The 12,787-nt window shown below is 56.4% G+C and carries 9 protein-coding genes and 1 tRNA gene; 6 read left to right on the forward strand and 4 right to left on the reverse strand.

From position 1 onward, the window contains the following. The first annotated feature begins 50 nt into the window (after positions 1-50). From H6973_02955 to H6973_02980, 6 genes are all read left to right on the forward strand, one after another. Positions 51-2,072, forward strand: a complete 2,022-nt coding sequence (locus H6973_02955) for a SpoIIE family protein phosphatase (protein ID MCP5124616.1) — start codon at positions 51-53, stop codon at positions 2,070-2,072. After that, a complete protein-coding gene (locus tag H6973_02960; protein MCP5124617.1) occupies positions 2,069-2,506 on the forward strand; it encodes an ATP-binding protein in 438 nt (145 codons plus the stop codon). Before H6973_02955 ends, H6973_02960 begins: the two co-directional genes overlap by 4 nt. Before the next feature lie 162 nt (positions 2,507-2,668). After that, positions 2,669-3,307 carry a hypothetical protein gene (locus H6973_02965; protein ID MCP5124618.1) on the forward strand — a complete coding sequence of 213 codons (639 nt, stop codon included), beginning with the start codon at positions 2,669-2,671 and terminating at the stop codon, positions 3,305-3,307. A gap of 173 nt (positions 3,308-3,480) precedes the next feature. Further along, complete coding sequence (locus H6973_02970) at positions 3,481-6,246, forward strand: valine--tRNA ligase (protein ID MCP5124619.1); 2,766 nt, start codon at positions 3,481-3,483, stop codon at positions 6,244-6,246. A gap of 26 nt (positions 6,247-6,272) precedes the next feature. Then, positions 6,273-7,352, forward strand: coding sequence for a DUF2333 family protein (locus H6973_02975; protein MCP5124620.1), 1,080 nt, complete (start codon positions 6,273-6,275; stop codon positions 7,350-7,352). 12 nt (positions 7,353-7,364) lie between these two features. Continuing rightward, positions 7,365-8,120: a metal-dependent hydrolase gene (locus H6973_02980; protein MCP5124621.1), complete on the forward strand. Its 756-nt coding sequence runs from the start codon at positions 7,365-7,367 to the stop codon at positions 8,118-8,120. A 166-nt stretch (positions 8,121-8,286) separates the two neighbouring features. Here H6973_02980 and H6973_02985 read toward each other — a convergent pair. From H6973_02985 to gyrB, 4 genes are all read right to left on the reverse strand, one after another. Beyond that, a tRNA-Thr gene (locus tag H6973_02985) sits at positions 8,287-8,362 on the reverse strand. A 95-nt stretch (positions 8,363-8,457) separates the two neighbouring features. Beyond that, the gene (locus tag H6973_02990; GenBank protein MCP5124622.1) at positions 8,458-9,192 is read right to left on the reverse strand and encodes a response regulator transcription factor; all 735 of its coding nucleotides are present in this window, start codon (positions 9,190-9,192) and stop codon (positions 8,458-8,460) included. Positions 9,193-9,257: 65 nt separating this feature from the next. Then, complete coding sequence (locus tag H6973_02995) at positions 9,258-10,268, reverse strand: histidine kinase (protein MCP5124623.1); 1,011 nt, start codon at positions 10,266-10,268, stop codon at positions 9,258-9,260. 53 nt (positions 10,269-10,321) lie between these two features. Further along, entirely contained in the window at positions 10,322-12,739 is a 2,418-nt protein-coding gene (gene gyrB / locus H6973_03000) for a DNA topoisomerase (ATP-hydrolyzing) subunit B (protein ID MCP5124624.1), read from the reverse strand. Between the last annotated feature and the right edge of the window lie 48 nt (positions 12,740-12,787).

Below are 12,787 nucleotides of genomic sequence, written 5' to 3' on the forward strand. Positions count from 1 at the left end.
GGCGGCAAGCGATTTTTCAACAGCGAGAACGGAACGAAACGGATGGACAAATGGCGCTGGAACCCGAGCAAGCATTAGTCGGCAAGACCGCTGAGAGGCCAGTTCAACCCCCGGTGCAAGTTCGTCTGGGTTTGGCGACGCGCCTGTCGCTGGCGTTGGTGAGTGCGGTGGCGCTCGTGTTTGTCACGGCATTTTATTATGACTATCAGAAGTCGCATCAGCACATGCTGAACAGCGTCAACGCCGCCATCGCGGGTTTAAGCAGTGCGATTATTGGCAACCTGCAAGGTATTTTGGCGGATATCACAGCGGTTGCATCCGAGTTGGCGCAAACTGTTCAACAGGGAAAAGATGCCGAGGCATTACGCACGGTGGCTACGGACGCCATCATGGACAGTTCCTACTGCAATGTGGTAACCGTGGCGCTGGACTCGATCAACAGAGCGATTCCTTCGCAAATCCGGACGCAAATCCTGAGCTGTCGCTATAGTCATTCCAAAGTCGCTTGCAAAGTGACCATGGCCCCAGAGAATCGGGAGCCGATGATTCAGGATTCCTCCTCGAAAACATCAGAACAGGGGATATGGAGCGAACCCTTCCTAAATCCTGACACGGGTGAAGCAGTCTCCGCCTACACGGTGTCAGTCTATCGCATGGAGAATGACGCACGGGTGAGGGTCGGCATAGTAAATGCGGAACTTTCTTTAAGTACTTTGGCGACCGCTATCCAGCGTCTACGGATTTTTGAAACGGGGTATGTGTTCATCCTGTCCGGCGATGGCCGGTATCTGGCCCACCTGGATACACAACGGGATATGTCCGAAACGATCTTTGATGTGGCGCGCTTTCAGAAGAATCAAAACTTGCTGGAGATCGGCCAGCGAATGATCCGGGGCGAAACCGGCTTTGCCGCCCTGTGGAGTCCTTACCTACAAAAGCCGGCCCGGATTTACTTTACGCCCTTGCCTGGAACCGATTGGTCGATTGGCGTCGTATTCGGTGAGGAGGAGTTGTTTGCGAATCTGCAGACATTAGCCGGTGAGGTTATTCTTATTGGCGCCGCCGGGTTATTACTACTGCTGGCGCTGGTGGTGCTGATTGTTCGCCAGTTTACCCGACCCTTGCTGGTGCTAACGGAGAAAAGCACCGCCATTGCCGGCGGCGATCTGGAGGTGGCGATCCCGCCGCCGCGCACGTATGACGAAGTCGGGGTGTTAACCCAATCCTTTGCCGAAATGCGCCAGGCGTTGTGTCGGCAACTGGATATCCTCGCTGAAACTCGGGCAGTACAGGCGCGGATCGACAGCGAACTGAAAATCGCCCGCGCCATTCAGGACAGCTTTTTGCCGCACGACCCAGTCAGTTTGGCGGCCAAGGGTGGTTTGGAAGTCGCAACCTGGTTTGAGCCGGCGCGCGAGGTGGGTGGCGACTTGTTCCAGTGTTTCTGGCTGGCGGATGGACGGCTGTTTTTGTGCATCGGCGACGTTGCGGGCAAGGGCGTTCCCGCCGCGCTGATGATGGCGGTCACCACAACGTTGGTGAAGGCCATGGCTACGACGACTCCGGATCCCGCTGGGGTTTTGGGACAAGTCAATCGTGAATTGTGTGTCCTGAACGACCGGTTGTTGTTTGTAACCTTTTTTGCAGCGGCGCTGCACCCGGAAACCGGTGTTCTGACCTTTGGCAATGCGGGACATAATCCGCCGTTGATCCGCCATGCCGATGGCAGCGCCGAATTCATGAAGATTGCGCCAGAGTTGGTGCTCGGCGTCGAAGCGAACTGGAGCTACGCTTCAGCGACGCTCCGCTTGCCGCCAGGAGATATGCTGTTGTTGTACACCGATGGAGTCACCGAGGCCATGAATGCCGCAGGTGAATGTTTCGATTCCTGGCAGTTGCTGGAGGTCTGTCGCGCAACGGATATTGCCCATCCGCGCCAGCTGATCGAGAAAATCATAGTCGCGGTGGCCACGCATGTAGGATCAGCTGAGCAGAGCGACGATTTAACTCTGTTAGCGGTGGCGCATCCGGATTCTCTTGCCGAACCGACTGTGGAGGCGCAAACAACGTGACGCCTGAAAATTTCGACGAAAAAACCGTCCGCTTGCAGCTGCCGGCTGAACTCGATCATTTACCGGCGCTTCTCGATCATATTCGCGAGATCGCCCAGAACGCCCAGTTGGTCGAAGCGCAGATTTCCCGGCTGGAACTGGCAGTGGAAGAAACGCTGGTCAATGTATTTAGTTATGCCTATGACGAGCAAACACGCGCTGATGGCGCCGTATTTTGTGAAGTTACCATCCGGGCCGACGGGCTGACCGTGGAAATCATCGATCACGGTCCGCCGTTCGATCCGTTAGCCCGTCCCGATCCGGATACAACTCTGGAACTGGAGCAACGTCAACCGGGCGGGCTGGGCATCTTGCTCATTAAAACTTTGGTGGACGAAGCGCGCTATCGTCGTGAGGACGGGCGTAATGTACTCAGCCTCCGCATCAACCGGTGAGGGATAATCCGGTCATAGTACGCGCTATGGGTTCAGGGGCAATATGTGTGATGGGCAACAGTAAGGACAATTTCAATGGAATTAACGTTATCCACTTAATATTTGATATATTGTGATGATAATCAACCCCGAAAAATGCCCAAGTGGGCCAAGAGAGCATCAATGAACAAATCTGTTGTAGCCCTGGCAGCGATGGGACTGCTATTCACCACCGGTTGCGCCTCCCTGTACGGTGGAGATAAGGACAAAGCCGCGATGGAAAAAGCGCCCACTCCCCAACCGGCAACGACTCCGGCCATCCAGGAGCGTGAGGTCACCACCATGACCGCCACCGTGAAAGCAGTCGATCTCAAACAGCACCTGGTGACGTTGAAGCCCAAAGGTGGCAAGCCGTTTACCATCCATGTCGGCGAAGAAGTCCGCAACCTGCCGCAGGTGCGGGTGGGCGATCAGGTCGTCGCTCGCTACACCGAAGCCATGGCGGTGCGGTTCAGCCGGGACACCTCAGGCGGATTGACCAACAAGCGGGAAACGCTGAGCGGCGATCGCGCCGCGCTGGGCGAGAAGCCGGCCGGCAGCGTGCGCAATACCGTGGAAATCATCGCCAACGTCCTGGCGATTGACCACAAGACCCGCAAAGTGACGCTTCAGGGGCCGGAGCGGACATTAACCGTGCGGGCGCCCAAGGATGTCGATATCAGCCGGCTTGACGTGGGCGATCAGATTTTGCTGACCTACACCGAGGACCTGGCCATTGCGGTCGAACCCGCATCCCCCAGGAAACCCGCTAAAAAGAAATAGTCGCTCTCGGCGCGGATCGCATCGGTAAAACCCGCTCAACAGCGGGTTTTTTCATGGGGTTCGCTTTTTGGAGCGAACCCGCACACCCGCTAACTGGGTTATACTTTTTGCAAGGTTAAAAACTTTTGCTGGCTGCGCCACATCCGCCGATTCTCACCATCCGAAGACCGCACATGGACAAGACTTACGAACCCCACACCATCGAACCGCGCTGGTATGCCTTCTGGGAAGAGCGCGGCTGCTTCGCGCCCAGCGGCCAGGGCGCGCCCTACTGCATCATGATCCCGCCGCCTAACGTCACGGGCACCCTGCACATGGGCCACGCCTTCCAGGACACTATCATGGACGCGCTGACCCGCTATTACCGGATGCGCGGCTACAACGCCCTGTGGCAGCCGGGCACCGATCATGCCGGCATCGCCACGCAAATGGTGGTCGAGCGACAACTGGCTGGCGAAGGCAAGACCCGTCACGATCTGGGCCGCGAAGCGTTTATCGAACGGGTCTGGACCTGGAAAGCGGAATCCGGCGGCGCTATTACTCAGCAATTGCGACGCATGGGCGCATCGGTGGACTGGGCACGGGAACGCTTCACCATGGATGACGGTTTGTCAGCCGCAGTGCGTGAAGTGTTTGTCCGCCTGTATGAAGAAGGGTTGATCTACCGGGGTCAACGGTTGGTCAACTGGGACCCGGTGCTGCATACCGCTGTCTCCGATCTGGAAGTCGTCAGCGCCGAGGAAAGCGGCTTCCTCTGGCATATCCGCTACCCTCTGGCCGAGGGCGGCGGCGATTTAATCGTCGCTACGACTCGCCCAGAAACAATGCTGGGCGACACTGCGGTCGCCGTTCACCCGGACGATGAGCGGTACAAACATCTGATCGGCCTTCACGCGGCGCTACCGCTGACCGGGCGCAATATCCCTATCATCGCCGATGAGTACGTCGATCCCGGCTTCGGCAGCGGCTGCGTCAAGATCACCCCAGCCCACGACTTCAACGACTACGCCGTCGGCCAACGCCACCAATTGCCGCTGATCAACGTCTTCACGCCCGACGCCCGAATCAACGACAATGGTCCCGAAGCCTATCGCGGTCTGGATCGTTTCGAGGCTCGCCGGCGCATCATCGGCGATCTGGAGGAACTGGGACTGCTTGAAGAGACGAAACCGCACAAGCTGATGATCCCGCGCGGCGACCGCAGCCATGCGGTGATCGAGCCGTTTCTCACTGATCAATGGTATGTGAAAGCCGCGCCGCTGGCCGGTCCCGCCATCGCCGCAGTGAAAACCGGCAAGATCAAGTTCATCCCGGAAAACTGGGACAAGACCTATTTTGATTGGATGAATCGCATCGAAGACTGGTGCATCAGCCGGCAAATCTGGTGGGGCCATCGTATCCCGGCCTGGTACGACGCTGACGGCAAGGTCTATGTGGGTCACAGCGAAGCCGAAGTCCGCGAGAAACACCGGCTTGGGTCAGACGTAGCATTAGAGCAAGACCCGGATGTGCTGGACACCTGGTTTTCGTCGGCGCTCTGGCCGTTCTCTACCCTGGGCTGGCCGGAGCAAACCGGGGCGCTCAAGACCTTCTACCCTACCAGCGTTCTGGTCACCGGCTTCGACATCATCTTCTTCTGGGTGGCGCGGATGATCATGATGGGCCTGAAGTTCATGGGCGATGTGCCTTACCGGGAGGTCTACATCCACGGTCTGGTGCGGGATCACGAAGGCCAGAAGATGTCCAAGTCCAAGGGCAATGTGCTGGACCCGCTGGATATCATCGACGGCGTGGCGCTCGATGATCTGGTCGCCAAGCGCACCACCGGATTGATGCAACCGCAAATGGCCCCGCGCATCGAGAAAAGCACCCGCCAGCAATTTCCCAGCGGTATTCACGCCCACGGCACCGACGCGCTGCGCTTCACCTTCGCCGCCTTGGCCACAACGGGCCGCGACATTGTGTTCGATATGGGCCGGGTTGAAGGTTACCGCAACTTTTGCAACAAGCTGTGGAACGCCGCTCGTTATGTGCTGATGAACACGGAAGGGCAAGATACCGGTTTGACTGGCGGTGGAATTGAACTCAGTCAGGCCGACCGCTGGATTCGCTCCTGTTTGCAGCGGACGATTGAAGAAACCAACGCCGCTGTACGGGACTACCGCTTCGACCAAATGGCCCAAGCGCTGTATGAATTTACCTGGAACGAGTTTTGCGACTGGTATCTGGAACTATCCAAACCGGTGCTTAACGATCCAGCCAGCTCCGAAGCGGCTCAACGCGGGACCCGGCAAACGCTGGTTCAGACGCTGGAAACGTTGCTGCGCCTGTTGCATCCCTTGATGCCGTTCATTACTGAAGAAATCTGGCAACGAGTCGCGCCATTGGCGGGGGCTGCGGGCGACACCATCATGCTCCAACCTTACCCGCAGGCTGACCCAACATTGGTCGACGCGGCGGCAGTGAGCGACATCGAATGGTTGCAACAATTCCTCAGTGGGGTGCGCCGGATCCGCGCTGAAATGAATATCGCTCCCGGCAAACCACTACCGGTGTTGCTCCAGCATGGTTCAGACGAAGACCGGCAGCGGCTGGAACGGCACCGGCGGGCGCTGGCAACGCTGGGGCGACTGGATACGATGGCCTGGTTGGATGACGATGAGCCGGCACCAGAAGCGGCCACCGCCCTAGTCGGTGGTATGAAGGCGCTCATCCCGCTGTCTGGTCTGATCGATAAAGCTGCGGAAACCGCCCGGCTCGACAAAGAAATCGCCAAGCTGCGCAAGGATGCCGAACGCGGCGCGGCCAAACTCGACAACGCCGATTTTTTGGGCCGCGCTCCGGCGGCGGTCGTGGAAAAGGAACGCGCCCGCGTGGCTGAACTCCAAACCGCTATCGCCAAGCTGGAAGAGCAGTTGGCTAAAATCCAGCAATTGTGAACATCCACCCGAACAAGGAACCCACGATGACCGATCCATCCTCCACATCCGCGAATAAACCGAACCTGGGTAATAAAGTCACTAAGGTTGCCACCTATTACAATCCGCGCACCTGGAAAGAGAAGGGCTTGTGGTGGACACTGGGCCTGTTTCTAATCACCTACGTCATTGTCGTGATCGTGCTCGGCTTTGTCTGGTCGCGTTCGCCCAGCGAGTTCGACGTTCACCAGAGCGCATTGGCTATGGCGAAGAACGAACAAAAGAAACTAGTGCCTGGCTACGTGACGACCGCCACCGCGATTCGCATTGCCGAAACTCTGCTGGATAAACCCGGCGGTTATCTCAGTAATGATGTGACCCCGCCAGGAGTTTATCTGGATAACATTCCCAACTGGGAATTTGGCGCTCTGACTGAACTGCGAGATCTGGCGCGCTCGATGCGTAACGATTTCAGCCGCTCCCAGACCCAGTCCGTCGAGGACAAGGATTTGCAGGTTGCCGAGCCGCAATTCAACTACGATTCAGAATCCTGGATTCTGCCGTCTTCCGAGTCGGAATACCGCAAAGGCATAAACGCCCTGTACCGTTACCTGGAGCGACTGGCTGATGAAAAAGCCCATGATGGTCAGTTCTTCACTCGCGCTGACAATTTGAGCGCCTACTTGGCGGTCGCCGAGAAGCGGTTGGGCAGTCTGGCGCAACGGTTGGCGGCCAGCGTGGGGCAAGCCCGCATCAATACCGATTTGGCTGGCGATCCCAACGCTCGCCAGTCCACACCCACTCCGGGTCAAGTTGAGGTAAAAACCTCCTGGTGGAAAATCGATGACATTTTCTTCGAGGCGCGCGGTTACGCCTGGGCGTTGCTGCACACGCTGAAGGCCCTGGAAATCGATTTCCGCGATGTCCTCCAAAAAAAGAACGCCCTGGTCTCTCTCCAACAGATCATCCGTGAACTGGAGAATACCCAGGCGTTTATCTGGAGTCCGATGATTCTCAATGGCACCGGTTTTGGGCCGATGGCCAACCACTCGCTAATCATGGCCTCTTATATATCCCGCGCTAACGCAGCCATCATCGACCTGCGCAATTTGTTGCAGCAGGGTTGAGAACCGGGACGGATGGCCGATTTCAATACCCACCTGATGGGAGCGGCGGCGGTCAGCGGCCTGGCCGCTACCGTGCTGGTCATGACCGGCCAGTTTCCCCACCAGGCGATCATTGGCTACTTCGTGCTGGGCGTGATCGGCGGATTGTTGCCGGATATCGATTCCCCGCACTCCATTCCCGTGCGCCTTGCTTTCATGGCGCTGGCGGTGATCGCCGGCTTTCTGGTGGTGTTTACCTTCGGATCCCGCTATTCCTTGACGGAACTGATCCTGCTATGGATCGGCTGCTTTGTGCTGATTCGTTATGGCGTCTTTGAACTGCTCGATCACTTCACCGTCCATCGTGGGTTGCTTCATTCCATTCCCATGGGCGCTTGCTGCGGATTGATCACCACTGCCGTTGCCTATCATGTCTTTAATGCGTCAGTTACTCACGCTTGGCTGTGCGGCAGCTTTATCACTCTGGGTTTTCTCGTCCACTTACTGCTGGACGAGTTTTACAGCGTTAATCTGTTCGGCAAGAAGTTGCTGAAAAAATCCTTTGGCACCGCCTTCAGCTTGGGCAGTATGAAACAACCCTTTGGCACGATGACGCTGTATCTGGCGGTGATTGGCCTGTTTTATCTCTGCCCGTCACCCCAGCCCTTTGGCGAGGTGATGCTGAGTCAAAAGACCTATCGCAGTGTTGCGCAGCGCCTGCTGCCCGGCGAGACATGGTTTGCAGGTTTTCTGCGTCGGGTGACGCCGACGCAGTTGCCTGCGCTTTAGAGACGGCGCAGCGTATCTCAAGACATAAGACGCTGGCCGCGCTATGCCCACCAGTCGGGCGAACATATTTCAGCCGCGATGGATCGGCTTGAGGAACGGGTTACGCAGAAATTACGCAGAGCTGAAAAACGCTTGGCGGGATAGTGGCGTAAGGCGTTGTTTATGCTGGTGCCGGAAAGAGGAATCGAACCTCCGACCTGCTAATTACGAATCAGCTGCTCTACCGACTGAGCTATTCCGGCGATTTTTGGAGCGCGAATGATAGCTTGTTGAGCGCTATAAAGACAAGAGTAGTTTTAGATCCATGCGTATTCGCTACCCTCTTCTTCCCACGCATTCAAACCTCCTTGAAGAATTGGCGAATCGCTGGAAGATGGCGGCGGCTCACCTCCAGCCGGTCAGGGATGTCGTGAAAAACCAGCGCTACGCTCCCATCAGCAGCTTTCTCCAACCCGGCAATATGGACTGCCACCGCCAACGCATTACGATGAACCCGCACCACCCGCGCCCCCAGTTCCTGTTCCAGGTTTTTCAACGATTCCTCAATCAACGCCTCGCCGTGGCGGTAGCGCACCGTGACATACTTCTGATCCGCCTGGAAATAAAACACGTCCGCCAACGGAATCAAATCCAGACGCTGCCCAATCCGAGCGCGAATATGCGCGCGACCGCTATCTATCGATTGGTCCGCCGCCAACCCGCTTAACTGCGCGCGATTGACGCGGCGGGCGCTGGTCAGCACCTGCTCCAGCCGTTCCAGCCGCACCGGTTTCAATAGATAAGCAATCGCCTGGGCATCGAAAGCTTCCAGCGCATAATCGCTGTATGCAGTCGTGAACACCACCGCAGGCGGCTGCTCCATTTCCGCCATCCGCCGTGCAGTTTCCAAACCATTTAGCCCCGGCATCTGAATATCCAGCAGTACGACATCGGGATTAAGCCGTTGCGCTAGGCGCAGGGCATCAGCCCCGGCGCCCGCCTCGCCGCAACACTCATGATCGGGCAGGCGATTCAGCAGTTCACGCAAGCGGGCGCGTGCCGGAAGTTCGTCATCAACGATCAAAATACGCATGACGGACAGATAACCTATTATATAAATTATTCTTTAATTCAATGAATCACTCGCCGTTACTTCCCTCATTCCCGCAACGGAATCGTGAACGTGACCTGGTAGCAACCAGCCGATTTAACAATCTCCAGGGGAGGGGAGCGGGGATAGGCCAAACTCAACCGCTGGCGAATGTTGTCCTGAGCAATACGCTGACCCGATTCGCCATCGACGACCGGACAAGGATTAGTCAGAGTAAAACATAACCGTTCGGAATGCTTGTCGATGCACAGCGTCAGCGTGCCCCCTTTCGGTAATCGTTGTAAACCATGCCGAATAGCGTTTTCAACCAACGGCTGCAACACCAGTGGCGGCAAGGGGGTATCGAGAGGCAAATCCTCGGCCAGTCGCCAGTCCACTCTCAGTCGATCCCCCATGCGCAAGTGTTCAATAGCCAGATAACGGCGCGTCAATTCCAATTCTTCAGCCAGGGAAATCGAACTGCGATTGGTCAGCGCCGAACGCAACAAATCCGCCAGGTCCAATACCGCCTGTTCAGCCTGAGCAGGTTGACCGGGAATCAGGCTGGCAATGGTATTAAGCGTGTTAAACAGGAAATGAGGATGAATACGGGCCTGCAAAGCGCGCAAACGAGCGTGGGATTCAGCTTTGATCTGCCATTGCCACTGGTGGCGGATATAGAAATAGCGCAAGGCGATCAGGGTGATAATACCGGAAATCGCCAAGTTACGAGCAATGAAAGTGAGCGGAGGAACACCCAATTCTGGTGATGGGGCCAGAAATCCGCCGCCAATAAGTGAGAAACTCAGGGTGACCAGTTGCGTAAGACCCAGTACCGTTAAAGTCGTTGCAGCGGGTCCCATCCGCGCCAGCCAGCGCTTGCACAGACAGAGAACTGCAGCAGCGCCCAGCACCACCCATTGTACGAACAGGGAAATCAGCGCTAGACGATTCCAGAAGTCACCCAACCGGTCAGCTTCGCTCAGCGCCAACACCAGCGCAAACAACTCGGCCAGTAAAATAGTCAGGAAAACCGTCAGGTTAGCGCAGAAGTTAGGTAGAAATCCCGGATTTTGCAAGCGTTCACTCCTCTCTCCCGCAAGCAGACGAAGGTTGAGTGCGCGCCTTACCCTCAAATATCCAGATTCAATGCATCCAGAGCGTTCTGTTCAATAAAATCCCGGCGTGGCTCCACCTGATCGCCCATCAAGGTCGTGAATACTTCATCCGCAGCCACGGCATCTTCGATCCGCACCTGCAACAGGCGGCGGGTTTCCGGATTCATGGTGGTTTCCCAAAGTTGATCCGGGTTCATTTCCCCCAGGCCCTTGTAGCGTTGAATATGCTGTCCCCGCTTGGCTTCATCGAGCAGCCAGTCCATAACCGCGCGGAAGTGATTGACCGGTTGCGCCCGCTCGCCGCGCCGCACCTCGGTGCCTTCCTGTTCAAAAAAGCCTGCTAATCCAGCGCCGAACTGCGTCAAAGCGGCGTACTCCGGGGAAGCGAAGAACTCTGCCGTTAACCGAACTTGCCGAATCATGCTATGTGCGCGACGAATAATGATGATGCTGTAATCACTGCCATTTTCATGGGGTTCAACCACTGCTTCATAGGTCGAACGCGCATCTTGTCCATCGTTAAGCCGCTTGATCAGGCGCGCGGCCCATACGCTGAGACCGGATTCGTCATGCAATTCGCCAGTGCTCAACAGTGGTTGATAGATGAGCTGCTCCAATAAAGCGGCGTCATAACGGCGGGATAAGCGCTGAATCATTGCTATGACAGTCATATAATCTCGCGCCCTTTCTTCCAGCGCTGCACTGCTCAGGGGAGCGATTTCACCATTTTTCGCCACCAGCATGGCTCCTTCGAGCGCAGTCTGGAGCAGATAGGCGGACAACTCGGCGTCATCCTTGACATATTGCTCTTGCTTGCTCTTTTTGACTTTGTACAACGGCGGCTGCGCAATATAAACATGACCGCGCTCGATCAATTCCGCCATTTGCCGATAGAAAAATGTCAGTAAAAGGGTGCGAATATGTGATCCATCAACATCTGCATCGGTCATGACAATCACGCGATGATAGCGCACCTTGTCGGGATTAAACTCCTCCCGTCCGATTCCGCAACCGAGAGCGGTAATCAGCGTCCCGACCTCAACAGACGCCAGCATCTTGTCAAAACGGGCTTTTTCCACATTCAAAATCTTGCCCTTGAGCGGCAGGATCGCTTGAAAGCGCCGGTCGCGGCCCTGCTTGGCCGAGCCGCCGGCGGAATCGCCCTCGACCAGAAACAGTTCCGACAATGCCGGGTCCTTCTCCTGACAATCCGCCAGCTTGCCCGGCAGTCCAGCGATATCCAGAGCGCCCTTGCGCCGGGTCATTTCACGGGCGCGCCGCGCTGCCTCGCGGGCGCGGGCCGCATCAACAATTTTACTAGTGATTGCCTTGGCTTCTCCAGGATTCTCCAGCAAATATTCCTGCAACTTTTCCGAAACCACCGATTCGACTGCTGGCCTGACTTCGGAAGACACCAGCTTATCCTTGGTTTGCGAGGAGAACTTTGGATCGTGCAGTTTCACCGACAACACCGCGGTCAAGCCTTCGCGGGCATCATCGCCGCTGGTCTCCACTTTAGCCTTCTTCAGAATCCCTTCCGCCTCCATGTACTGATTCAGCGTACGGGTCAATGCGCCGCGCAGACCTGCTAAATGAGCGCCGCCATCGCGTTGCGGAATATTATTGGTGAAGCAGAATACATTTTCCTGATAGGAATCATTCCATTGCATCGCCAGCTCAACCCGGATATCGTCACGGGCCGCATCCAGATAGAACACCTGTTCATGTAGCGGCGTCTTGTTGCGGTTTAGATGTTCGACGAATGCCTTGATTCCGCCCTGATATTCAAAACAGTCTTCCTTGCTGGTCCGTTCGTCGTGGAGGCGGATACGCACTCCGGAATTCAGAAATGACAATTCGCGCAAGCGCTTGGCCAAGACGTCGTAATGAAAATCGATGTGGGTAAAGACGGCTGAACTGGGTTTGAAGTGAATTTCGGTGCCGGTCGAATCGGTTTCGCCGGTCACCCGCAACGGTGCCTGTGGATCGCCGAGCCGGTATTCTTGTTGGTGTAATTTGCCATCACGGCGGATAGTTAACCGCAGAGACTCAGACAGCGCATTGACCACCGATACGCCTACACCGTGCAGACCGCCGGAAACCTTATAGGATTTGTCATCGAACTTGCCGCCGGCGTGCAGCACGGTCATGATGACTTCAGCAGCGGAACGGCCTTTGGAATGCTCGTCCGTGGGAATGCCGCGGCCATTGTCGGTGACCGTGATGGATTCGTCAGCGTGAATGATCACATTGATTTCCGAGCAGTAACCCGCCAGCGCTTCGTCGATGGAGTTATCCACTACCTCGAACACCATGTGATGCAGGCCGGTGCCGTCATCCGTGTCGCCAATATACATGCCCGGCCGCTTGCGCACGGCGTCCAGTCCTTCCAGGACCGTGATGCTCGACGAGGTGTAAGACGAATCATTCATAATGCCAGATTTCCTGAGTCCGTGAAGGGTAAAGATTATATCACTTCC

Source organism: Gammaproteobacteria bacterium (assembly GCA_024235095.1).
In the GTDB taxonomy this organism is placed as follows: domain Bacteria; phylum Pseudomonadota; class Gammaproteobacteria; order Competibacterales; family Competibacteraceae; genus UBA2383.

Coding starts and splice junctions, on each gene's coding strand:
- gyrB (MCP5124624.1), bottom strand. CDS start 12,739: ATGAATGATTCGTCTTACACCTCGTCGAGCATCACGGTCCTGGAAGGA.
- H6973_02970 (MCP5124619.1), top strand. CDS start 3,481: ATGGACAAGACTTACGAACCCCACACCATCGAACCGCGCTGGTATGCC.
- H6973_02980 (MCP5124621.1), top strand. CDS start 7,365: ATGGCCGATTTCAATACCCACCTGATGGGAGCGGCGGCGGTCAGCGGC.
- H6973_02990 (MCP5124622.1), bottom strand. CDS start 9,192: ATGCGTATTTTGATCGTTGATGACGAACTTCCGGCACGCGCCCGCTTG.
- H6973_02975 (MCP5124620.1), top strand. CDS start 6,273: ATGACCGATCCATCCTCCACATCCGCGAATAAACCGAACCTGGGTAAT.
- H6973_02965 (MCP5124618.1), top strand. CDS start 2,669: ATGAACAAATCTGTTGTAGCCCTGGCAGCGATGGGACTGCTATTCACC.
- H6973_02955 (MCP5124616.1), top strand. CDS start 51: ATGGCGCTGGAACCCGAGCAAGCATTAGTCGGCAAGACCGCTGAGAGG.